This window comes from Stutzerimonas sp. VN223-3 (genome assembly GCF_045999685.1).
GTDB lineage: Bacteria > Pseudomonadota > Gammaproteobacteria > Pseudomonadales > Pseudomonadaceae > Stutzerimonas > Stutzerimonas stutzeri_AR.
The window spans coordinates 772,197-793,760 of sequence record NZ_RBEC01000001.1 but is presented as its reverse complement, the minus strand read 5'-3'; the positions used below and the strand labels follow the sequence as shown (position 1 = coordinate 793,760).

21 protein-coding genes are annotated in these 21,564 nt (G+C 59.6%); 4 read left to right on the top strand and 17 right to left on the bottom strand.

The genetic code is table 11. From position 1 onward, the window contains the following. Positions 1-67 precede the first annotated feature (67 nt). The 8 genes from D7241_RS03660 to fliE form a co-directional block, all read right to left on the bottom strand. Entirely contained in the window at positions 68-1,774 is a 1,707-nt protein-coding gene (locus D7241_RS03660; RefSeq protein WP_408100352.1) for a SpoIIE family protein phosphatase, read from the bottom strand. Beyond that, a complete protein-coding gene (locus D7241_RS03655) occupies positions 1,775-2,080 on the bottom strand; it encodes an STAS domain-containing protein (protein WP_408100351.1) in 306 nt (101 codons plus the stop codon). Between the two features lie 188 nt (positions 2,081-2,268). Beyond that, complete coding sequence (fliJ, locus tag D7241_RS03650; protein WP_408100350.1) at positions 2,269-2,721, bottom strand: flagellar export protein FliJ; 453 nt, start codon at positions 2,719-2,721, stop codon at positions 2,269-2,271. Positions 2,722-2,724: 3 nt separating this feature from the next. Next, positions 2,725-4,083, bottom strand: a complete 1,359-nt coding sequence (gene fliI / locus D7241_RS03645; protein ID WP_408100349.1) for a flagellar protein export ATPase FliI — start codon at positions 4,081-4,083, stop codon at positions 2,725-2,727. Continuing rightward, on the bottom strand, positions 4,073-4,861 hold the full coding sequence (gene fliH, locus D7241_RS03640; RefSeq protein WP_408100348.1) for a flagellar assembly protein FliH: 789 nt from the start codon (positions 4,859-4,861) through the stop codon (positions 4,073-4,075). The genes fliI and fliH overlap by 11 nt, the downstream gene beginning before the upstream one ends. A gap of 16 nt (positions 4,862-4,877) precedes the next feature. Continuing rightward, a complete protein-coding gene (gene fliG / locus D7241_RS03635) occupies positions 4,878-5,894 on the bottom strand; it encodes a flagellar motor switch protein FliG (protein ID WP_255980408.1) in 1,017 nt (338 codons plus the stop codon). Next, positions 5,887-7,671 (bottom strand): flagellar basal-body MS-ring/collar protein FliF, encoded by a 1,785-nt coding sequence (gene fliF / locus D7241_RS03630; protein WP_255980410.1) that lies wholly within the window; start codon positions 7,669-7,671, stop codon positions 5,887-5,889. Before fliF ends, fliG begins: the two co-directional genes overlap by 8 nt. A 15-nt stretch (positions 7,672-7,686) precedes the next feature. After that, positions 7,687-8,016 (bottom strand): flagellar hook-basal body complex protein FliE, encoded by a 330-nt coding sequence (gene fliE / locus D7241_RS03625; protein ID WP_255980412.1) that lies wholly within the window; start codon positions 8,014-8,016, stop codon positions 7,687-7,689. Positions 8,017-8,301: 285 nt separating this feature from the next. On the opposite strand from fliE, the gene D7241_RS03620 reads away from it, so the two are divergent. Further along, the gene (locus D7241_RS03620; protein WP_408100347.1) at positions 8,302-9,522 is read left to right on the top strand and encodes a benzoate/H(+) symporter BenE family transporter; all 1,221 of its coding nucleotides are present in this window, start codon (positions 8,302-8,304) and stop codon (positions 9,520-9,522) included. 21 nt (positions 9,523-9,543) lie between these two features. Here the strand turns inward: D7241_RS03620 and D7241_RS03615 are convergent, their stop codons facing one another. Next, complete coding sequence (locus D7241_RS03615) at positions 9,544-10,305, bottom strand: SDR family oxidoreductase (RefSeq protein WP_255980415.1); 762 nt, start codon at positions 10,303-10,305, stop codon at positions 9,544-9,546. Between the two features lie 215 nt (positions 10,306-10,520). Here D7241_RS03615 and D7241_RS03610 point away from each other — a divergent pair, with 215 nt between their 5' ends. Continuing rightward, a complete protein-coding gene (locus D7241_RS03610; protein WP_408100346.1) occupies positions 10,521-11,525 on the top strand; it encodes an NADP-dependent oxidoreductase in 1,005 nt (334 codons plus the stop codon). A gap of 58 nt (positions 11,526-11,583) precedes the next feature. Here the strand turns inward: D7241_RS03610 and pyrF are convergent, their stop codons facing one another. Next, positions 11,584-12,279 carry an orotidine-5'-phosphate decarboxylase gene (gene pyrF / locus D7241_RS03605; protein WP_408100345.1) on the bottom strand — a complete coding sequence of 232 codons (696 nt, stop codon included), beginning with the start codon at positions 12,277-12,279 and terminating at the stop codon, positions 11,584-11,586. Between the two features lie 167 nt (positions 12,280-12,446). Between pyrF and D7241_RS03600 the strand changes: the two genes are divergently transcribed. Continuing rightward, positions 12,447-12,614, top strand: a complete 168-nt coding sequence (locus D7241_RS03600) for a DUF2897 family protein (RefSeq protein WP_408100344.1) — start codon at positions 12,447-12,449, stop codon at positions 12,612-12,614. Between the two features lie 125 nt (positions 12,615-12,739). Beyond that, positions 12,740-15,334 (top strand): EAL domain-containing protein, encoded by a 2,595-nt coding sequence (locus D7241_RS03595; protein ID WP_408100343.1) that lies wholly within the window; start codon positions 12,740-12,742, stop codon positions 15,332-15,334. An 18-nt stretch (positions 15,335-15,352) separates the two neighbouring features. Here D7241_RS03595 and D7241_RS03590 read toward each other — a convergent pair whose 3' ends face one another. From D7241_RS03590 to D7241_RS03560, 7 genes are all read right to left on the bottom strand, one after another. Then, positions 15,353-15,868, bottom strand: a complete 516-nt coding sequence (locus D7241_RS03590) for a hypothetical protein (RefSeq protein WP_408100342.1) — start codon at positions 15,866-15,868, stop codon at positions 15,353-15,355. A gap of 24 nt (positions 15,869-15,892) precedes the next feature. Continuing rightward, entirely contained in the window at positions 15,893-17,323 is a 1,431-nt protein-coding gene (locus tag D7241_RS03585) for a PLP-dependent aminotransferase family protein (RefSeq protein WP_408100341.1), read from the bottom strand. A 123-nt stretch (positions 17,324-17,446) separates the two neighbouring features. Beyond that, positions 17,447-18,247, bottom strand: a complete 801-nt coding sequence (locus D7241_RS03580; protein WP_408100340.1) for an OmpA family protein — start codon at positions 18,245-18,247, stop codon at positions 17,447-17,449. Next, positions 18,244-18,573 (bottom strand): DUF4398 domain-containing protein, encoded by a 330-nt coding sequence (locus D7241_RS03575; RefSeq protein WP_255981047.1) that lies wholly within the window; start codon positions 18,571-18,573, stop codon positions 18,244-18,246. The genes D7241_RS03580 and D7241_RS03575 overlap by 4 nt, the downstream gene beginning before the upstream one ends. A 31-nt stretch (positions 18,574-18,604) precedes the next feature. Next, a complete protein-coding gene (locus D7241_RS03570; RefSeq protein ID WP_408100339.1) occupies positions 18,605-19,432 on the bottom strand; it encodes a substrate-binding periplasmic protein in 828 nt (275 codons plus the stop codon). 133 nt (positions 19,433-19,565) lie between these two features. Beyond that, positions 19,566-20,495, bottom strand: a complete 930-nt coding sequence (locus D7241_RS03565) for an electron transfer flavoprotein subunit alpha/FixB family protein (protein WP_408100338.1) — start codon at positions 20,493-20,495, stop codon at positions 19,566-19,568. Then, the gene (locus D7241_RS03560) at positions 20,496-21,245 is read right to left on the bottom strand and encodes an electron transfer flavoprotein subunit beta/FixA family protein (RefSeq protein WP_408100337.1); all 750 of its coding nucleotides are present in this window, start codon (positions 21,243-21,245) and stop codon (positions 20,496-20,498) included. It lies immediately after the preceding gene. Positions 21,246-21,564 lie beyond the last annotated feature (319 nt).

Genomic DNA, 21,564 nt, shown 5'->3' with positions numbered 1-21,564 from the left:
AGGGTCGCCAGCACGCTACTGTCGAGATGATCGACCACAGTTGTGCTCCTGGCTGCAAAGCGTTGAATTATGCATGACCGCCCCAGTGGAACTCCACGCTCATGCCCTTGCCGTCCGGCTGCCAATGGAAGTGCTCACTCAGTTGGCGAATCATCCGCAACCCCCTACCTCCTAGACATTCAGCGCAGTACTGCTTGCTTAACGCCTGCTGCACATCGAACCCCGGCCCGCTGTCACGCACCCCGATACGCAAATAGCCTTTGGCCCCTTCGGATTTAATGTCCAGATCGATCGACACACAGCCTTCCGTCAACTCGTCCAGCCGCCGCTGACGCTCACGGTAATATTTGGCGAAACCCTCGGCATCGCACTTCAAAGACGAGTCGAGTAAAAGCACCCCATGTTCCAGCGCATTGGCATAAAGCTCGGTCAGCACCGTATAAACGGTGCCGGCGCGGTGGCGCAACGGCGGGATCTGCAGAAACAACTGCATCATCAGTGGCAATGGGTTCGATGTGCGCAAGCTGGCGGGACGGAGCTCGAAGCTCGCCGACCAATCCATCGGCCGTAACTGGCGCGCGCCAAGTGGGAATATGCCTAACGGTGGGATGTCGGTCGACGCCATTTCTTCGGTCATGCTCACTTCGACCAGGCTCAGGTCGTCAAGTATTTGACCGTGAAAGGCGTGCAGCGCCTCTTGGATTTCGTCGAACAGCAGAGCCGGTTCGCTGTTTGCATCCATCACCGCCAGCAGACGCTGCTCGCCAAACAGCTCGTCATCGATATTGCTGATTTCCAGTACGCCATCGGACATCAGCAGCAAGCGATCACCGACTTCCAGTGGCAACGTGTCGAAGGCATCGTCGAAGGTCGAAGCACCGAGCACGCCAAGCGGCAGATGCCGGGACGGCAGTGGCAGCCGCTCTCCATTGGATGCCTTGAGCAGATATCCGTCCGGCAATCCGCCATTCCATACCCGTAGCGTGCCATGTTTGAGGCTGATATCCAGCAGTGCCGCACAGCAGAACATTTCTACCGGCAGGATAAGTTTCAGCTTGGCATTGATCTCGCGAAGGATGTCATTGCTCGAATAGCCCTTGGCGGTCATTCCGTAAAAGGTTTCGGCCAACGGCATGGCACCGATCGCAGCGGGCAAGCCGTGTCCGGTGAAATCGCCCAAAAGCACGAACATTCGCTCGGCAGGCGCCTGCGCGGCCAGCAACAAGTCGCCGTTGAACAATGCGCGAGGGGACTGGCGGTAACGGATGTTCGGCGCATTGAGGCAACCGGCGTGGGCGACCTTGTCGAAAATGGCTTTGGCGGCGCGCTGTTCGTCGAGCAGTTGCTGATTCCGGCGTGCGATCAGATCGCGCTGCTCCAACACCGTCGCCTGCAGTCGGCGCAGGCGATACATGGCCTGAATCTTTGCTTCGAGGATGACTGGGTTGTAAGGCTTGGCGATGAAGTCGTCACCGCCTGCTTCGAGGCAGCGCACCAGCGCCTCATGCTCCGTCAGCGAGGTGAGAAAGATGATCGGTACCAACTCATTGCCAGCCAGGCGCTTAATCTGTCGCGCAGCCTCTAAACCGTCCATCACCGGCATCAGCGCGTCCATCAGCACCAACTGTGGCCGCTCGCGCTCGAACAGCTTTACCGCTTCGGCGCCATTCTCGGCAGTCGTCACCCGGTGCCCCTGACGACTGATGATGGCTGCCAGCAGCATGCGGTCGGCAACGCCATCCTCGGCGATGAGTATGGAAAGCCGACCCGACATTCAGGCGATCACGAACAATTGTTCGAAATTGGAAACCGCAAGGACCTTGCGTACATCTGGATTGCAGTTGATCAGGCGGATGTCGGCCTTATCGCCGCCGCCGTGATCGCGCAACAGCAGCAACATGCCAAGAGCGGAGCTGTCGAGGTAAGTGGCGCCACAAAGATCCACCACGTAACGCTGCGCGGTGCTGCCAGCGCGCTGATACGCATCGCGAAAGGCCTGATGGGTATTGAAATCGAAGCGCCCCTGGATGGTAATCGTCAGCTCCTGTCCATCTGCCGATAGCTGTGAACTGATGGTCATGTAGCACTCCCTGATCCGAAACGAGGTCGTGGCTGCCGCCACGGCTGTCGTGTTAGCTGGATAGGCGCTGGCGCATTCGCCGGTGGCGCCTCGTCCAGCCTGCGTCTGCGGCTTCTATGCCAGCCGTGCTGTAACAAAGAAGCTAAAGCTAATGAAGATTTAGCATTCAAAGCCCTGCGCAGCAAGGTTCAGCCCTGTTTCGGCCGGCCCGCAAGGCGCTGCGAAAATTCATCGAGCAGCTTTTGCTCGCGCTTGTCGGCCGCCGTTCTCGCTTCCTGCAGGTAACGCTCGACCAGTTTGCGCAGGCCGTCCAGCCGCGCACGTCGCTGTTGCCACTGATCGCGCAGCTTGTCGAGATTGTTGCGGTGCCAATCCAGGCTGCGTTGCTGCTGCCCGATGGCCGATTCGAGTTGCGAAAGGAATCGCTGGTAGTTCACCAGCCATTGGCCGGACACGCCCTGGCTGCCCTGGCTCATCCACTGCTGCTGGTAATCGCTGAAATACTGGCGCAATTCGCCCAGTTTGGCTTCGGCCTGGGATAGCTGGGTTTGACCCTGACCGAACAGACGCGCGGCATCGCGCTCGGCGCGCTCGGCCATGTCGATCACTGGCGCCAGACGGGCTGCACGACTTGCCGACAAGGCTTAGCTCGCCGCTCTGGGGTTGAATACGCTGGCCAACGCTGCTTCGCTCTGGGCCAGGGACTCGGCCTCGTTCAAGCCCTGTCGAAGATAGCGGACCATCTCTGCCTGACGCGCGATGGCCAAATCCGTCTCGGGATCGCCGCCGGGCACATAGGCACCGACGCTGATCAGATCGCGGCTCTGCTGGTAGCGTGACCACAGCTGTTTGAACCGCTGCGAATGGCGCACATGCTCAGCACTGACCACCTGCGGCATGACCCGGCTGATGGAGGCCTCGATGTCGATAGCCGGGTAATGACCCTCTTCAGCGAGGCGCCGCGACAGCACGATGTGACCATCGAGCACGCCGCGCGCAGCATCGGCTATAGGGTCCTGCTGGTCGTCGCCCTCGGACAGTACGGTATAGAACGCGGTGATCGAGCCACCGCCCTCTTCGGCGTTACCAGCACGCTCCACCAGGCTCGGCAGCTTTGCAAATACCGAAGGCGGATAACCCTTGGTCGCCGGCGGCTCGCCAATGGCCAGCGCGATTTCCCGCTGGGCCTGGGCAAAGCGGGTCAGCGAATCCATCAGCAACAGGACGTTCTTGCCCTTGTCACGGAAATATTCGGCGATGCGCGTGCAGTACATGGCTGCGCGCAGCCGCATCAGCGGCGCATCGTCAGCTGGCGACGCCACTACCACGGAGCGCTTGATACTTTCCTCGCCTAAGATGTTCTCGATGAATTCCTTGACCTCGCGGCCACGCTCGCCAATCAGCCCGACAACGATCACGTCCGCCTCCGTGAAGCGGGTCATCATGCCCAGCAGCACGCTCTTGCCGACGCCGGTGCCGGCGAACAAGCCGAGGCGTTGACCGCGACCGACCGTCAGCAAGCCGTTGATACTGCGGATACCAACGTCCAGCGGTTCGCTGATGGGGTGGCGCTTGAGCGGGTTGATCACCGGGCCATCCATCGGCACCCAATCCTCGGCCTTCATACCGCCCTTGCCATCCAGCGCCCTGCCGGCGCCATCGAGCACCCGACCGAGCATCGAGGTACCCATCGGCAGGCGACCGGTATTGGCAAGCGGCACGACACGCGCACCCGGCGCGATGCCGGCCAGACTGCCAACCGGCATCAGATAAAGCTTGCCGCTGGAAAATCCCATCACCTCGGCTTCGACCTGGGTCGGGTGATAGCTGTCCTCGTTGATCACCAGGCAGCGGCTGCCGACAGCAGCACGTAAGCCTTCAGCCTCCAGCGTCAGGCCAACCATACGCAACAACCGACCCTCGAGGATCGGTTGGCTGGGTAGTTTGATCGCCTCGCCGTAGGTTTCGAAGCGCTTGGCAAAACTGGTGCGCTCAAGACGCATCGGGCCGCTCCGTATTCGAACTCAGATCCAGCTGCAAATCAGCCTCGGGCGGGCTGGTAGCGTTTTCGCGCTGTTGTTCGAACAGCTGCTTGATGGCCTGACCCAGACGCGTTTCGACGCTGGCGTCGATACGGCTCTGTTCGGTTTCTATTCGGCAACCACCCGGCAGCAGCTCGCTGTCTTCGACGATCCGCCAGGTCTCTTCGTGGCGCTCACGCAGCGCCTTGACCAGTTCGAAATCCTGCGGGTTGATATGGATTCGCACGTTGCTGGCACCCATTGGTAGCAGCTTCAACGCATCGCGCAAAACCTGACGGATCTGGCTGGAGTCGACCAGCAGGTCGCGTTGAATCACCTCGCGGGCCAACTGGCTAACCAGCGTGACCATGGCGTGTTCGAGGTTGCGATCCTGATCAGCGATGGGCTCGAGCAATTGCGTCATCACTTGCTCCAAGCTGGCGAGCTTGGGCGCCAACGCCGCGTCGGCCTCCTGCCTGGCCTTGAGCTGGCCGGCGTGAAAGCCATCTTTTTCGCCCGTGCTGAAACCTTCGTTATAGGCTTCCTGACGAATCGCTTCGAGTTCGTCGAGCGTCAGCGGTTTGACTTCCTCGACTGGAACATCCTCGCTGTGCGACAGGTCTTCAACTTCCTCCGGATCGTCGCCCGTCTGTAGCTCTTCCGGCTCCGCGCCTAGCGGGTCGAAGCTCGGCAAGGCCCAGCGGTTGAAGGCGTTGACATCCTTTGCGCGGATGACGTCGCTGGGGTTTTCCTTGGACATCAGGGTTATGGCTCGCTTAGATCATTTCTTCGCCGCCCTTGCCGCCGAGAACGATCTCTCCGGCTTCGGCCATACGGCGGGCGATGGTAAGAATTTCCTTCTGGGCACTTTCGACTTCGCTGATGCGCACCGGCCCCTTGGCTTCCAAATCGTCGCGCAGCAACTCGCCAGCGCGCTTGGACATATTCTTGAATACTTTTTCCTTGATACCTTCGTCAGCACCCTTGAGCGCCATCACCAGCACATCGGAGGATACTTCGCGCAGCAGTATCTGGATGCCCCGGTCGTCGACATCCGCCAAGTTGTCGAAGACGAACATCAAGTCTTCTATCTGTACCGACAAGTCTTCGTCGACGTCGCGGATGGCGTCCATCAGTTGGCCTTCGACCGAGCTATCGAGGAAGTTCATGATGTCCGCGGCCCGCTTGACGCCGCCCAGCGTCGCGCGGGTGGTGTTGGCGTTGCCGGAGAACTGCTTCTCGAGGATCAGGTTGAGTTCCTTCAGCGCCGCCGGTTGTACGGTATTGAGCGACGACACCCGCAAAACGATGTCGAGCCGCACCTTGTGATCGAAATGCGATAGCACTTCACCGGCCTGGTCAGGATCGAGATACGCCACCACAATCGCCTGGATCTGCGGGTGTTCGTAGCGAATCACATCGGCGACCGCGCGCGGCTCCATCCATTTCAGGCTGTCCAGGCCGCTGGTGTTGCCACCCAGCAGGATGCGATCGATCAGACCGCCCGCCTTGTCCTCACCCAGCGCCTGGGTGAGCATCTTGCGAATGTAGCCATCAGCGCCCACGCCGAGGCTGGTCTGGTCGCCAACGATCTCGACGAATTCACCCATCACCCGCTCGACTTGCTCGCGATGAATGTTGCGCATCTGTGCCATCGCCGTGCCGACTCTCTGTACCTCTTTTGGCCCGAGGTGGCGCAGCACTTGGGCCGCATCGGCCTCGCCCAGCGACAGCAGCAGAATCGCGGCCTTGTCGACTTTGTTCATCTTGACGGGAATTCGAGCGTCACTCATCAGCGTTGATCCACTCTTTGACGACCTGAGCCACCCGGCCCGGATCTTCAGCTACCAGATTCTTGATGGCATTCAGTTGCGCATCGTATCCCTCGGTCGGGCTCGGTAGCATGATGCTCTGGGGCCCGCTCAGGCTGACCCGATCATTGACTAGCGAACCGTCCATTTCATCCATGCCGCCCAGTTCGGCGTCACCACCGACAGGCTGAAGCTCCTTGCCCTTACTAGCATTGGTCAGGTTATTCAGCACTGGCCGCAAGACGCCGAACACCAGCACCAGGATGAACAGCACGCCGAGCACCTGTTTGACGATGTCCCAGAACCAAGGCTGCGAGTAGAACGGGATATCGATGAAGGTTTCGTCCAGCGAATCGGCAGCGAACGGCGCGTTGATCACGCTGACGCTGTCGCCACGGCTGGCGTCGAAACCGACGGCGTTCTGCACCAGGCGAGTGAAGCGCGCCAGTTCTTCAGCGGTCAGCGGTACACGTGTAGTCTGCCCATCCGCTGAGACCGTCACCTGGTCGTCGAGTACCACGGCAACCGACAAGCGGCGCAGGCGACCCTGTTGCTGCTTGGTGTGACTGATGGAGCGGTCCAGCTCGTAATTGCGGGTCGATTGCTCGCGTTTGTCTGCCGGATACGGCGCCAGCATCGGCTGGCCGGTTGCCGGGTCCATCACCTGCTGCCCGTTGGCATCCAGCAACGGCTGTCCGGGAGCGACGGCACCAGCAGCGTCCTGTCCCGCCAGCGCGTTTTCCGGAGCCGTCGCCGGGCCCGGTGGCTGGTTGCTCAGTGCACCCGGAACGCCTTGCGGGCCGAGGCTGCTTTGGCGCTGCTCGCTGACGCTCTGCTCACTTCGCAGGGCAGGCTGGTCCGGATTGAAGGTTTCCGAGGTAGATTCCACCGCGCTGAAATCGACGTCGGCGGAGACCTCGGCCTTGTAGCGACCATTGCCCAGCACCGGCTGCAGGATGTTGTGTATGCGTTGGGTGTAGAGGCTTTCCATACGACGGCTGTAATCGAATTGCTTGCCGGCCATGGTCAGCTCGGAGAGCTGTTGCTGGTCAGATAGCAGATTGCCCTTCTGGTCCACCACGGTGATCTGCGATTTGTTCAGCTCCGGCACGCTCGTGGCTACCAAATTGATGATCGCCATCACCTGGCTCGGCTCGAGGTTGCGCCCCGGATAGAGCTCAACCAGAACCGAGGCGCTGGGTTTGCGCTCGTCGCGCACGAAGACTGAACTCTTCGGAATCGCCAGGTGCACACGGGCCGCCTTGACGTTATTGAGGCTGGAAACGGTGCGACCCAATTCACCTTCCAGGCCACGCCGATAACGTGTGGCCTCCATGAATTGGCTCGTGCCGAGGCCCTGCTCTTTGTCGAGAATCTCAAAGCCGATGTTGCTGTCGGTCGGCGCAATGCCAGCGCCAGCGAGCTTCAAGCGCGCACGGGCGAGATCGTCGGCCTTGACCAGCAAGGCGCCGGAGGTCGGCTCGACGGTGTAGGTAATATCAGCGGCTGCGAGGGTTTCCATCACTTGATTGGCGTCCATCCCGGCCAGGCTTCCCAGCAATGGACGGTAGTCTGGCTGCTGTGACCAGAGCACCACGGCAAAGCCGATGGCGACGCTTGCAGCCAGCCCGACCAGCAGACCGATCTGCCGCAACATCGACATTTCAGAAAGATTTTCCAGAAAGGACAAGCCAAGCAGGGGCTTCTTCGGATCGCCCGAATCAACCGTTGCCGGAACTTTGCTAAGCGCTTCAGCCATTATTCAAACCCTGCCTTAAACCGGCATCTGCATGATGTCTTGATACGCCTGCACCAGCTTGTTACGCACCTGGGTCATGGCTTGCATGGAAACGCTGGCTTTCTGCGAAGCGATCATCACTTCGGTCAGATCAATGCCGCCCTGCCCCATCTCGAAGGCGGTCGCCAGTTGGCTGGCAGCTTGCTGGGTTTCGCTCACTTTATTGACGGCCAGACCGAGCATGTCGGAAAAGCTTGGCGCGCCGGCCTCGGGGGCAGCGACCACTGGTTTCGAGCGCGCCATCGCATCGGTCTGCATGGCCCGCATTTCCAGCATCAAGCGATTGAATTCAATACCCTGGCTCATTCTTCCTCCGACAGCTGCGGTTTTTTTGACGCTTCGCAGCGACCACCTGAGTAATAGCAACATCAGTGCCATTGTCTGATTTGGCATCTCGTACCAGTTCGTGACGGAGGACGAACGGTATCTGGCGGCGTAGTAGCACTGTTACGCTGATCCCGCTTGCGGCTGTACCGCGACGCAGCGCGCCTTGGCAACTAGCCTGCAGCTGCCGGGAAGCAAGGATCGTGCGCGAATTGCCAACCGCCTGCTCTCCTGACATACCGTCCCCTCACCTTCACGTGCGTTGCCATGAAACCGGATCCGACCCCGACGATGACCAACACCGCCGCCCCGTTGCTGCGACCGCTTAAGGACAGCTCAGCCTCGACGATCGTGGCCGGCTTCATTGCCATGCTCACCGGCTACACCAGTTCGCTGGTGCTGATGTTTCAGGCAGGCCAGGCAGCGGGACTCAGCGGCGCACAAATCTCCTCCTGGATCTGGGCGCTGTCGATTGGTATGGCGGTGTGCAGCATCGGATTGTCGCTGCGCTACCGGACCCCGGTGGTTATCGCCTGGTCGACGCCCGGTTCGGCGCTGTTGATCAGCAGCCTGCCCGGCGTTCCCTATGGCGAAGCGATCGGTGCTTTTATCTTTGCGTCGGCATTGATCGCGTTGTGCGGCCTCACCGGCAGCTTCGATCGCCTGATGCGCAGAGTTCCGGCGTCCCTGGCGGCGGCGCTGTTGGCCGGCGTATTGTTCAACATCGGCAGCGAAATCTTCCGCGCGGTAGAAGTGCAACCCTTGTTGGTGTTGGGGATGTTCTTCAGTTATCTGCTGGCCAAGCGCCTGGTTCCGCGCTATGCGGTGCTCTCGGCACTGATCATCGGCTGCGCGCTGGCCGGCGGGTTGGGCTTGCTGGACTTCAGCGAGCTGAGGCTGGAAGTCGCGGTGCCGGTCTGGACCACACCGACGCTGTCGTTCGCAGCTATTTTCAGCATCGGCGTTCCTTTGTTCGTCATCGCCATGGCCTCACAGAACATGCCGGGGCTGGCCGTATTGCGGGCGGAGGGTTATCAGGTGCCCGCCTCGCCCTTGATCTCCACGACCGGTATCGCCTCGGTCCTGCTCGCCCCGTTCGGCTCTCACGGTATCCATCTGGCGGCTATCACCATGGCAATCTGCAGCGGACCGGAGGCGCATCCAGATCCATCCCGGCGCTATACCGCGGCGGTCTGGTGCGGGTTGTTCTACGGGATTGCAGGAATCTTCGGCGCGACGCTGGCAGCCCTGTTCGCCGCTTTTCCGCCGGCGCTGGTGCTATCCATCGCGGCGCTGGCATTGCTCGGCTCGATCGGCAGCGGCCTGACCCAGGCCATGCAGCTGCCGCGTGAGCGCGAGGCTGCATTGATTACCTTCATGGTCACCGCGTCGGGGCTGACGCTGTTCGGCATCGGCTCGGCATTGTGGGGGCTGGTGGCGGGAATCTTGACATTGCTGATCGTCAGCGAACGCAAGGCCGCGGCCTAATCGCCGCGGCTGTTGATACTTTCAGATGGCCGTGGCGCCACCATCGACAGCCAGTGCGTGGCCGGTCGTGAAGGCGGCGCCATCGCTGCAGAGATAGAGCACCGCGGCGGCGATCTCCTCAACCTTGCCGACCCGGCCGACCGGGTGCATGGCCGCGGCAAATTCCGCCTTGCGCGGATCCGCTTCATAGGCTCGGCGGAACATATCGGTATCGATCACCGCCGGGCAGACCGCGTTGACCCTGATCTTTTTCTTGGCGTACTCGATCGCCGCCGACTTGGTGAGGCCGATTACCGCGTGTTTCGACGCCGAATAGATACTCATCTTCGGCGCCGCCCCCAGGCCCGCAACCGAAGCGGTGTTGACGATAGCGCCGCCGCCCTGCGCCAGCATTAGCGGCAGCTGATGCTTCATGCACAGCCAGACGCCTTTGACGTTCACGCCCATGATGGCGTCGAATTCGGCTTCGCTGCCTTCAGCCAGGCGGCCTTGCTCGATCTCGATCCCGGCATTATTGAACGCATAATCCAAGCGCCCGTAACTCGCGACTGCCTGCTCGATCATCGCTTTGACCTGATCATCGCGGGTGACATCGCAACGTACGAAGACCGCCTCGCCGCCCGCCTCTCGAATAGCGTCGGCACAGGCGGCACCACCCGTCTCATCGATATCGGCCACCACCACCTTTAGGCCATGTTCGGCGAACGCCAACGCCGTGGCGCGGCCGATCCCTGCTGCTGCACCGGTAACCAGGGCGACGCGCCCGGAAAAAGACATGCTCATGCTGAATATCCTATCTATTTGAGAAACGGCATTGAGTCCGAATGTGACCACAAGCCAAACATCAGTCATGGTTATACCGTCATCCTTTGCTTCATTTAACTGCCACGAGGCGATATCACTCAGACGGATGCCTGTGCATTCCAAATTTCCGGCATTGCTTGCAGGGATGGTCTTGGCGGGCTAAACCAAGCTTTTGCAATCGACCAGAGGCTTCCATGAACAAGACCAACCGCCAGTTTCTGCTGGCCAAACGCCCTGTCGGCGCCCCCACGCGAGACACCTTTGAATTCATCGAAAAGCCGCTGGGCGAACCTGGCCCGAACCAAGTTCTGGTCAAGGTGGAATACCTGTCGTTGGACCCGGCCATGCGCGGCTGGATGAACGATGCCAAGTCCTATATCCCACCGGTAGGCATCGGCGAAGTGATGCGCGCGCTCGGCGTTGGCAAGGTGGTTGCGTCCCAGCATCCAGCGTTCGCCGAGGGCGATTACGTCAACGGCGCGCTCGGCGTGCAGGAATACTTTCTCGGCGAGCCGAAAGGCTTCTACAAGGTCGATCCAAACCGGGCGCCGCTGCCGCTCTACCTGTCCGCATTGGGCATGACCGGCATGACGGCTTATTTCGGTTTGCTGGCCGTAGGCGAGCCGAAAGCTGGCGAAACCGTGGTGCTCTCAGGTGCTGCCGGTGCGGTAGGCAGCGTTGCCGGACAAATCGCCAAGCTCAAGGGTTGCCGCGTGGTGGGCATCGCCGGTGGTGCCGACAAGTGCCGCTTCCTCACCGAAGAGCTCGGCTTCGACGCCGCCATCGACTACAAGGGCGAGGACGTCGCAGCAGGTCTCAAGCGCGAGTGCCCCAAGGGCGTCGACGTTTACTTCGACAACGTCGGCGGCGATATCCTCGATGCCGTATTGACGCGCATCACCGTTGGCGCGCGCGTGGTGATCTGTGGCGCCATCAGCCAATACAACAACAAGGAAGCGGTCAAAGGCCCGGCTAATTACCTGTCTTTGCTGGTCAACCGGGCACGGATGCAGGGCATGGTCGTCAGCGACTACATTCCGCGCTACCCGGACGCTATGAAAGACATGGCCGGTTGGCTGCAAAGCGGTGAGCTGAAAAGCAAAGAGGACATCGTCGAAGGATTGGAGACATTCCCCGACACGCTGATGAAATTATTCACCGGTGGCAACTTCGGCAAATTGGTGTTGAAAATCGATTAAACCATCGTGCCGCAGAACCGGTCGTCTGACAGAGACGACCGGTAAAGCTTGCTATCGATCAGGCCAGTTCGGCTACCACCGCAACCAACGCCTGAGCCGGATCGGCCGCCTGGGCAATCGGGCGGCCGATCACCAGATAATCCGAACCCGCCGCCATCGCCTCGGTCGGCGTCAAAATCCGCCGCTGATCATCCGCTTTGCTTCCAGCTGGGCGAATACCCGGCGTGACCAGTTGCAGCTGCGCGAACTGTGCTTTCAGCGATTGCGCCTCCTGCGCCGAGCAGACCAGCCCGTCCAATCCCGCCTTTGCCGCCAGTCCCGCCAGACGCAATACCTGCTGCTGCGGCTCCAGATCCAAGCCGATGTCGGCGAGGTCCGTCTGCTCCATGCTGGTCAGCACCGTCACGCCGATCAGCAGCGGTTTCGCCCCGCCCGCCTTATCCAGCGTCTCGCGACAGGCCGCCATCATCCGTAGGCCACCCGAGCAATGCACGTTGACCATCCACACGCCCAATTCTGCAGCCGCCTTGACTGCCATCGCGGTGGTGTTGGGAATGTCATGGAATTTCAGATCCAGAAAGACCTCAAATCCTTTAGCTTGGAGCGCCTCGACCACTGGCGGGCCGCAGCGGGTAAAGAGCTCCTTGCCGACCTTGACGCGGCAAAGCGCTGGATCGAGCTGCCCAGCCAACTTCAGCGCCGCATCATGGGAAGCAACATCGAGCGCAACGATGATAGGAGTCTGGCAAGTCATGGCGAGTCCTCGGCAAAATTCGGCGCGCATTGTCGCAGAAAATTGCAAACAAGGCGGTGTCGTTGAGCGCTGAGATCCAAGCTGAATTGTGTCAATGCACAGGCGCGAAATGGCGCAGCCATGTGCGGTGGCGTAAGGTGAAAGCAGCTCTTAATTAGGAGAAATAAATGCCTTGGTATATCTGGCTATTAGTGGTTCTGGTGCTCGGGATGATTATCGGTGGGCTGTTGACGCTACGTGCCAGCGCACACAAGGTTCCACTGACCGAACAACAGAAGCAGCGAATTGCACAACGCAACGCCGAAGCGGATGTCGAAGACGCTCGTAACAAATAAGCCTGCTATTCATAACAGCGCCTCTCCATCCTGCCATGCGTCGAAAAAATGACGAACCCATAAATTAGTGATGGCTTTTCGCCAACATTCCGGTAAATATCCTGCCTCCCCTCAAGGAAGCATTGATGTCAGCAGTTCCCTCATCGGCCGAGGACCTCAGACCCAAGGCCCACATCGCATTCTCCCGACGAATCTTGCCAGGCATTGCCGGCTTGCTCGCCGTTGCGCTGCTCGCCGCAACGGTCGCGGTGATACAGATCGCCAGTACCATCGACCACGATGCTGTGACCCAGGAGCGCTTCCTGGCCGGTAAGACATTCGAGGCACATATGAGCGGCATGAATCGCCATGTCGCGGACAATGCGTTCTGGGGCGATGCCTATGCCAATCTGAGCAAACAGGTCAATCTGAACTGGGCTTACGATCAAGCGAACCTCGGCCCCTCTCTGTATGAAGATTTCGGTTACGAAGCGGTGTTTGTCGTCAATTCAGCCGGCGAAACCACTTATTCGGTGATCCGCGGGAACCTGGCTCAGGTCGATGCATACCAGTGGCTCGGCAACGGCCTCGATGTGTTATTGGCCCAAGCACGCGACGCGCTGGAAGACGATGAAACCGCGGCCGGCCTGCTTTCGGCCGAAGGTTACCCGGCGATAGCTGCCGCAGCGGTAATGACGACTGGCGGCAGCGATGTGAAAGAAGCGCCCGGTCCCGCCTCGATATTGCTTTTCGTGGATGTGCTGGATCCCGGCTTGCTCCTACACCTAGGCCAGGAATATTCAATCGAAGGGCTGCGGGTCCGTGACGAAACCGTCCGCACCGAGCGGCCTCTCATCAAAACGAAAATGCTCGACGGATCACCGCTGGTATTTACCTGGACCGTGTCCGAGCCCGGCCGCTACTTGTTATGGATGACCCTGCCGGTGCTCGCCGTGGTCACCCTTGGGCTCGGCTTGCTGGCTTGGCTGTTGCTGCGCCAGGCGCTGAAAACCGTGAGGCTGATGGATGCCAACTACAAGCGACTGTCCAAAAGCCGCACGGCATTGGTAGCCAGCGAAGAACGTTTTCGCGACGTGGCGGAAGCCGCATCCGACTGGATTTGGGAAACCGACCAGAACGCCCGGCTGACTTACCTATCCAGTCGTTTCGAGGAAATTACCGGTCACGACCCAGCGGCTTGGATTGGCCGACCCTTGATCGATTTGTTGATCAGCGACCACGCCGCGCTACAGGACTGGTTGGCCGCACCGCACAGAACGCCGCTGCGTTGCAGCTATCATGCGGCGAACAGTTGCGAGCGGTACTGCCGGCTCTCTGCACGTGCAATCCATCGTGGTGACGAGCTGCTGGGCTATCGCGGCACTGCCAGCGATGTCACCGAAGAAACCCAAGCCCAGGCACGCGTGCAATATCTCTCGCAGCACGACGCCTTGACCGGACTGCCGAATCGAAACCGGCTGCGCGACTATTTGGAAACCAAGCTCGATTCGCTGACAAGCACGTCACGACTGACCGTCCTTTATATCGATCTGGATCGCTTCAAACCGGTGAACGACACGCTGGGTCATGGGGCGGGCGACGAGGTGCTGGTCAGCGTCTCCAATCGCCTCAAGCAATGCATTAGAGGAGACGACCTGGTTGCCCGTCTGGGTGGCGACGAGTTCGTCATGGTGATGAGCCGTCTGCAGCACAACGAGGACGTCGAGAAACTTTGCCTCCGCGTGGTCGAGGCGATCAGCGAACCCTTCCTGTACGAAGAGAAACAGATCTATATAGGCACCAGCGTTGGCATCGCCATAGCACCCACCGATGCGACGCAGGCCAACGAACTCTTGCGTTGCGCGGATATCGCGTTGTATCAGGCCAAGGCCGACGGCCGCGGGACCTGGCGGTTCTACGGCAACGAGATGGACAGGCGGCTGCTGGAGCGGCGCCGACAGGAAGACGAGCTCCGTCAGGCCATCGCCGAAGGCCAATTCGAGGTGTACTACCAACCGCGTTATTTCAGCGAAGGCATGCGCATCAATGGTGCCGAAGCCTTGCTGCGCTGGCAGCATCCGGCCCGAGGCCTATTGTTGCCCGAGCATTTCATTCCTTTGGCCGAAGAAACCGGACTGATAGTCCCGCTCGGCGAATGGGTACTGCGCCAGGCCTGTAGCGAAGCCGCAGGCTGGACAAGCGATATCATAGTCTCGGTCAATCTGTCCTCTCTGCAGCTTCGCACCGGTGACCTTTACGAAATGATTCATAGCGTTCTTGGCGAAAGCGGACTGCCAGCCAGTCGCTTGGAGCTGGAAATAACTGAAACGGCATTGCTCCAGGAAAGCCAGCGCACATTGGACGTGCTTAGCCAGCTGAAAACATTGGGCGTGCGACTCGCCATGGATGATTTCGGTACTGGATATTCCTCGCTGAGCAATCTGCGTAACTATCCGTTCGACACGATCAAGATAGACGGCAGCTTCGTCGCAGGCATGTCGCGCTCGATTGAAGATCATTCCATCGTCAAGGCACTCATCGATCTAGGGCATGGCTTGCGTATGCGAGTAACGGCCGAAGGCGTGGAGACCTCGGAACAACTGAAGCTGCTACTTGCTGATGGCTGTAGTGAAATTCAGGGCTTTCACATGAGCCATCCACTCCGGGCTAAAGACCTGCATGCCCTGCTGAACCAGGCCGGCACCGGCGAGATCGAGCCGTTGGGCCAAAACCCCGTTTGATACCGGACCTGATAGCGATCAGCGCTTGAGCTCGAAATTGATCTGAGCGCCGTCGATTAGAGCCTCATCATGTTCCAGCCCCGGTAGAAGGCGTCCGCTCATCTGCAGCGAGCGAGAATCATCGGACTCGAACAAGGGCGGCAGTAAGTTCATGGTCGTTGCATTCCGGCCTGGCTCGAGCTGCTCGGACCAGTCCTCAGGGAGACTCAGATCGAGGTTCGGCTCAGGCAGTTCGACATCCTCGACCGCGACCTTCTTCTTCGGCGCAGCCGGAGCGGCCGGTTTGGCGGAAGGCGCAGACGCGACCCGATCAGATGGCAGCTCATCGGGATTTCCAGCGGTAACCGGCTCGAGTTCGATTTCGATTTTCGGAGGCACGCTATCCTCGCGCTCAACGGGTGTCGACAACGGCGCCTGCTCGCTATTAGAGACCCGAACCTTCGGCGGCGCGGGCGGGCTGGGTTCGGCCGGCACGTTGTCACCGTCGCATGCGCTCAACAGCGACAGCGTAAGCAGGAATATCAACAACTTCATCGCCAGCGCCCTCCTCCGATCCAACTAGTTCGATTGTCGACAAAGTTCGGCCGTAAGCTCGCCAAGCGTCTTCAGGGCCCGTTCCGCCTCTGTCGTCCAGGGCAGCCCACAGTTGAGCCGCACGCAGTGATTGAACTGCTCGGTGTTGCTGAAAATCAGGCCCGGCGCGATGCTGATCCCTCGCTCCAACGCCTGCACATGCAACTCCTTAGTGTTGATCCGCGCCGGCAGGCTGACCCATAGAATGAATCCGCCGGTTGGGCGGGTCATCTGGGTGCCTTCCGGAAAGTACCGCTGCACCGCCAGTTGGAAAGCGCTGAGATTCTTGCGGTACTCATGGCGGATATAACGCAAATGGCGATCGTAGCCACCGTTTTCCAGATACGCGGCGACCCCCATCTGTGTGACGCTGCAGGCCGAATGCGTGCTGAATGTTTGCAGCCGCTGTACTTCTTCCCGATAACGCCCGGGAATGATCCAACCAATACGCACACCCGGCGAAATCGTCTTGGAGAAGCTCGAGCAATAAATCACGCGACCGTCGCGATCATTGGACTTGAGCGCCTTGATGGACCCCGCATCGAACAACAATTCGCCGTAGATATCGTCTTCGACAACCTGGATGTCGAAATTCGCCGCCAGCTTCAGCAATTGCTTTTGCCGTGCATCGGGCATACTGCCGCCTAGGGGGTTGCTCAGGCGCGCCGTCAATACCAGCGCCTTGATCGGCCATTGGCTGGCAGCCAGTTGCAATGCCTCGAGACTGAGCCCGGTGTCTGGATCGCAGGGAATCTCGATAACTTTGAGCCCGAGCAAGTCGGCCAACTGGAGCAAGCCGTAGTAACTGGGCGATTCCGCCGCTATCAGATCACCCGGCTTGGTCAGTACGCGCAAGGACATTTGCAGAGCGTCGACGCAACCATGGGTAATCACTACTTCATCCGGACCGACGACCACACCGGCATCACGCATGCGAATCGCCACTTGCCTACGCAGTGGCTCATAGCCGGGGCTGAACATGTAGCTGAACGCCCGTTGGCTCTGGAAACGAGTGACTTTGGCGAGCTGCTGATGCAAGGCACGCACGGGCAAATAATCAACATGAGGAACGGCTGCGCCCAGGGGAATCAGGCCATCGCGGCGCGACTCGCTCAGTACCTGATTGATGATGCTGCTGCGCGTGACCAGGGTGGGCCGTTCAACCTGGGCGATATCGGGCGTGGGCGCCGTCAGTGCAGGCGTATGGTGGACATAGAAACCGGACTGAGGACGAGCGCGGATCATCCCCTGATCTTCAAGGTTGGCATAGGCTTGCAAGACCGTCGCGTGGCTGACGTTCAGCTGCATGCTCATCTTGCGCACCGAAGGCACACGTTCCCCCGGCCGGTAAACGCCTCGCCGAATGTCTTCGGCAAGCTGATGAGCGATACGCTGATAAAGCAACAGATTGGTCATATTGTCCGTCTCCGCCAACTGGACCATAACAGTAGTACAGCACCGTTACGCAGGACCAATACAGTTGCAGCTTAACTCGCCGACACAGTCAGTTACGTTTGCGGAAGCCGACAGAGCGTGATGTCAACGCGAATTACTCAGTCGCCCTTGCTCATCGGAAAACAGGATCTCGACCCGCCGATTCTGCGCGCGCCCGCGGGCCGACGCGTTCTCGGCGATGCGGAACTGCTCGCCGTAACCCACTACCTCAATGCGTTGTGCGTCGATGCCCAAACCCTGCAAAAAGTTGCCCACCGCCTGTGCACGAGCCTGGGAGAGCGCAAGATTTTCCGCCGCGTCACCTCGATTATCGGTGTAGCCCTCGATCCGAATCATGCGCTTGGGATTGAGCTGGAGGAAATGCACCAGCTTGAGCAACGTGCGGTTGGCCGATGGCCCCAGCTCAGCGCTTGCCGCCTTGAACAGCACGTCGCCCAATGTCATCACCAGGCCACGGTCGGTTTCGGCGGCGGCCAGGCTGATCATCTGATCTTCCAACCAGCGGCCCTGCTGCTGCATGTCTAGTAGCTTGGCTTGCTGCAAAGTCTGCCGCAGGCGCTCACGTTCCATAGCTAGCCGTGTGGCGCGCTGCTGATTCTGCAATTGTTCGCTGTGCTGGCGAGCGATCTCGCTATAGCGTTTACTGAGATAAGCATAGTGACTAACGTCCTCCGCACTGCCTAGGTAACTGGCGAAGCGTCTGGCTCGTTCTAGCGACTCGCCCGCACGCATCACGTCCTTGGGCGCATCGCGAAGCACCTGAGGGTCTTCGCTGACGCTTTGATACGCAGCAGCCGCTTGTTGCAGCTGCTGCTCTGGCGTCGCACAACCCTGAAGTCCGGCGAGCGCGACCAGCAAAACGGGTAAGAGGCGTACTGGCTTCATCGCAGATCCCTCAACTGTTCACGCAACCGTGCGATGCGCCGGTTCAACTCTGTCACCTCGAGCTGACCTTTTTCATTCAGCACGGTGGCCTCCGCCAGCCTGGCGTCCAGTTCTGCTTCCTCGGCTTGCAGGCGCGCTTCGCGATAGCGCTCGTCCTTCATCGCAGCGATAGCCATCGAGAGCTTGCGTTCGGCGAGAGCAAATTCCGGGGTCTGCTCCGACGCGCCAACCGCACGTGCTTGGCTTAGCGCCTGTTCAGTCAGACGTAGCTGCTCAGTGGGTGCTGGATCGCTGGCACAGCCGACCATTGCCAACAGGACAAGCATGCAGGGAAGGTGTTTTTTCAAGAATATGGTCCTAGCGTTGCGGATTGCTTTCCGGTGCCAACTGCTGTTGCTTCCAGCGATCAAGATTTTCCGCCAGCAGCTGCTGCGGAACCCCGGCGGCACGCAATTCTGTCATTTTTATCGCCAGTTGTCCGCGCAGCCAGGGCCCGTTGCAGGCCGAGTCATGCGCCACGGCGAAATGCATGCCGCGGCTGAACACCGGCGGTTGCAGTCTTTGTACGTCATCGAGCAAACCCAGCGGCCCAGCCAGCGCGACTGCACTGTAACGCTCGTGCAATACGTAATCGGTTTTACCGATCAGTAAATTTTGCATGGCTTCGGCCAGGCTCGGCGACGATTTCAGGCGAAGGTTGTTTTTGACGTACGCGTCGAACTCGCTGCCAAAACGAGCGCTCGCTATGTAGGTGCCCGTCTGGCCTGAGAGATCGTCACGGTTGGCATAGAGGAAACCCGGCTCGTTGCGCACCCACGCAGCTATCTGCAAGCCGGAGATTGATGGATGGATGAAATCCAGATGCGCCAACTCCGGCGTACTGAGCACCGCGTCAACAAGCAGATCTACCCGGCCGCTGCGAACCTCCTCAAGTGCCTTGTCGGCATCGCCTGTGTAGAGAACCTCAAGCTTCAGATTGAGTGAATCGGTGATGGTCTTCAGCAGATCGGCGTTGGCACCCATCAACCGCTTAGGGTTCTGCGGATCGCGCCATAGGAATGGTGGGTTGTCCGCACCGCCCGTTGCGATCAGCCTGTCACACTTTGCAGCCGCCGCGCTCGCAGCCAACGTTGTCACCAGCAGCAGGGTAATCAAAGCGGATTTCAGCGGAACGGCACAGCGCATGGAGAACCTCATCGTTCGGAATCGAGCAGGCACCTGCCGGAGCCAGACGGCGATCTTACCATTGGCTACCGCAACCGAGCGCCCATGAAAAAACCCGCTCCTGGGAGCGGGTTTCGTTCTGAAGCCGGTCAGCTCAAACGAGCTTCTCGAGCTCCGGCACGATCTCGAACAGGTCACCCACCAGGCCGTAATCGGCGACCTGGAAGATTGGCGCCTCTTCATCCTTGTTGATCGCAACGATCACCTTGGAATCTTTCATGCCCGCCAAGTGCTGGATAGCTCCTGAGATGCCCACGGCGATGTACAGCTGCGGCGCAACGATTTTGCCGGTCTGCCCGACCTGCATGTCGTTCGGCACGAAGCCGGCATCGACCGCGGCGCGCGAGGCACCAACGGCAGCGCCCAGCTTGTCGGCCAGCGAATACAGATGCTTGAAGTTGTCACCGTTCTGCATGCCACGACCGCCGGAAACGACGATCTTGGCAGCGGTCAGTTCTGGGCGATCAGACTTGGCCAGCTCTTCGCCAACGAAGGACGAAACCCCCGCATCGCCAGCACCCGAGATCTGTTCGATAGTAGCCGAACCGCCTTCTGCCTTGACCGGATCGAACCCGGTGGAACGAACGGTGATGACTTTGATCGGCGCGCTGGACTGCACGGTGGCAATGGCATTACCGGCATAGATCGGGCGCTTGAAAGTATCAGCGCTTTCTACGGCGATGATCTCGGAGATCTGGTCGACGTCCAACTGTGCAGCCACACGCGGCAGGAAATTCTTGCCATTAGTGGTGGCAGCAGCCAGCACATGGCTGTAATTAGCAGCCAGGCCGGCAATCAGCGGCGCGACGTTTTCCGGCAACTGATTGGCATAGGCGGCATCGTCTGCAACCAGAACCTTGGAGACGCCTTCGATCTTGGCAGCCCCTTCGCCAATTGCCGCGCAGCCGCTGCCGGCTACCAGTACATTAATGTCGCCGCCAATCGCTTTGGCAGCAGCAACGGTATTGAGCGTAGCAGCAGCCAGAACGGCGTTGTTGTGTTCAGCGATAACCAGGATAGTCATTTAGATTACCTTCGCCTCGTTCTTCAATTTCTCGACCAGTTCAGCCACGGATTTGACCTTGATACCAGCGCTGCGAGCCGCTGGCGCTTCGACTTTCAAGGTCTTCACGGTGGAGGTGGTGGATACGCCCAGTGCGTCCGGGGTCAGGACTTCGAGCGGCTTTTTCTTGGCCTTCATGATGTTCGGCAGCGAGGCATAGCGCGGCTCGTTCAGGCGCAGGTCGGTGGTGACGATTGCTGGCAGATTCAGCGAAACGGTCTGCGAGCCGCCATCGATTTCGCGCTCGACCTTGACCTTGTCGCCTTCAACTTCGACTTTCGAAGCAAAGGTGCCCTGAGCGTAGCCAGTCAATGCACCAAGCATTTGGCCGGTCTGGTTGTTGTCGCTGTCGATGGCCTGCTTGCCGAGGATGACCAGCTGTGGCTGTTCCTTATCGACTACCGCTTTCAGCAGCTTGGCAACGGCCAGAGAATTGAGTTCTTCAGTCGATTCGACCAGAACGGCGCGATCAGCACCCAGTGCCAATGCGGTGCGCAGTTGCTCCTGCGCAGCGGTCGGACCAATGGAAACCACGACGATCTCGCTCGCAACGCCCTTCTCTTTCAGGCGTACAGCTTCTTCCACGGCGATTTCGCAGAAGGGGTTCATCGACATCTTGACGTTGGCGAGGTCGACGCCGGAGTTGTCCGCCTTGACGCGAACCTTGACGTTGTAATCGACCACTCGTTTGACAGCTACAAGAACCTTCATGGATTCCTCGTTACTCTCCGGTGAATAGAATTTCGCCGAGGCGAACCGAGCCATGCTCGAGGTCCGGGGTCGTCAATTCAGCCACCGGACCTGTTCGGCGAGCACAAAACTGCTCGTATCTTGACTGCTGGTGATGGCCGGGGTCAACAGCGCAAATACCCCGTTATAAGCCGCAGTTTCCCGATTCTAACAGGGCTGCGTAAATTCAAACAAACGTTTGTATTGGACCCTTTCCGGCGTCTATATATAATGCCGCAGCTCGGCTTGGTCAGGGAAACGATCCAGCCCTCCATCACCTAAAAAATAATCAAGCCTTGAG

What these genes read in the sequence shown, in the direction of transcription:
- fliG (WP_255980408.1), bottom strand. Translation starts at nt 5,894, where the DNA reads ATGAGTGACGCTCGAATTCCCGTCAAGATGAACAAAGTCGACAAGGCC.
- D7241_RS03600 (WP_408100344.1), top strand. Translation starts at nt 12,447, where the DNA reads ATGCCTTGGTATATCTGGCTATTAGTGGTTCTGGTGCTCGGGATGATT.
- fliE (WP_255980412.1), bottom strand. Translation starts at nt 8,016, where the DNA reads ATGAGCCAGGGTATTGAATTCAATCGCTTGATGCTGGAAATGCGGGCC.
- fliH (WP_408100348.1), bottom strand. Translation starts at nt 4,861, where the DNA reads ATGTCCAAGGAAAACCCCAGCGACGTCATCCGCGCAAAGGATGTCAAC.
- D7241_RS03565 (WP_408100338.1), bottom strand. Translation starts at nt 20,495, where the DNA reads ATGACTATCCTGGTTATCGCTGAACACAACAACGCCGTTCTGGCTGCT.
- fliF (WP_255980410.1), bottom strand. Translation starts at nt 7,671, where the DNA reads ATGGCTGAAGCGCTTAGCAAAGTTCCGGCAACGGTTGATTCGGGCGAT.
- D7241_RS03560 (WP_408100337.1), bottom strand. Translation starts at nt 21,245, where the DNA reads ATGAAGGTTCTTGTAGCTGTCAAACGAGTGGTCGATTACAACGTCAAG.
- D7241_RS03595 (WP_408100343.1), top strand. Translation starts at nt 12,740, where the DNA reads ATGTCAGCAGTTCCCTCATCGGCCGAGGACCTCAGACCCAAGGCCCAC.
- fliI (WP_408100349.1), bottom strand. Translation starts at nt 4,083, where the DNA reads ATGCGTCTTGAGCGCACCAGTTTTGCCAAGCGCTTCGAAACCTACGGC.
- D7241_RS03620 (WP_408100347.1), top strand. Translation starts at nt 8,302, where the DNA reads ATGAAACCGGATCCGACCCCGACGATGACCAACACCGCCGCCCCGTTG.
- D7241_RS03580 (WP_408100340.1), bottom strand. Translation starts at nt 18,247, where the DNA reads ATGAAGCCAGTACGCCTCTTACCCGTTTTGCTGGTCGCGCTCGCCGGA.
- pyrF (WP_408100345.1), bottom strand. Translation starts at nt 12,279, where the DNA reads ATGACTTGCCAGACTCCTATCATCGTTGCGCTCGATGTTGCTTCCCAT.
- D7241_RS03585 (WP_408100341.1), bottom strand. Translation starts at nt 17,323, where the DNA reads ATGACCAATCTGTTGCTTTATCAGCGTATCGCTCATCAGCTTGCCGAA.
- D7241_RS03590 (WP_408100342.1), bottom strand. Translation starts at nt 15,868, where the DNA reads ATGAAGTTGTTGATATTCCTGCTTACGCTGTCGCTGTTGAGCGCATGC.
- D7241_RS03660 (WP_408100352.1), bottom strand. Translation starts at nt 1,774, where the DNA reads ATGTCGGGTCGGCTTTCCATACTCATCGCCGAGGATGGCGTTGCCGAC.
- D7241_RS03575 (WP_255981047.1), bottom strand. Translation starts at nt 18,573, where the DNA reads ATGCTTGTCCTGTTGGCAATGGTCGGCTGTGCCAGCGATCCAGCACCC.
- D7241_RS03615 (WP_255980415.1), bottom strand. Translation starts at nt 10,305, where the DNA reads ATGAGCATGTCTTTTTCCGGGCGCGTCGCCCTGGTTACCGGTGCAGCA.
- D7241_RS03655 (WP_408100351.1), bottom strand. Translation starts at nt 2,080, where the DNA reads ATGACCATCAGTTCACAGCTATCGGCAGATGGACAGGAGCTGACGATT.
- D7241_RS03610 (WP_408100346.1), top strand. Translation starts at nt 10,521, where the DNA reads ATGAACAAGACCAACCGCCAGTTTCTGCTGGCCAAACGCCCTGTCGGC.
- D7241_RS03570 (WP_408100339.1), bottom strand. Translation starts at nt 19,432, where the DNA reads ATGCGCTGTGCCGTTCCGCTGAAATCCGCTTTGATTACCCTGCTGCTG.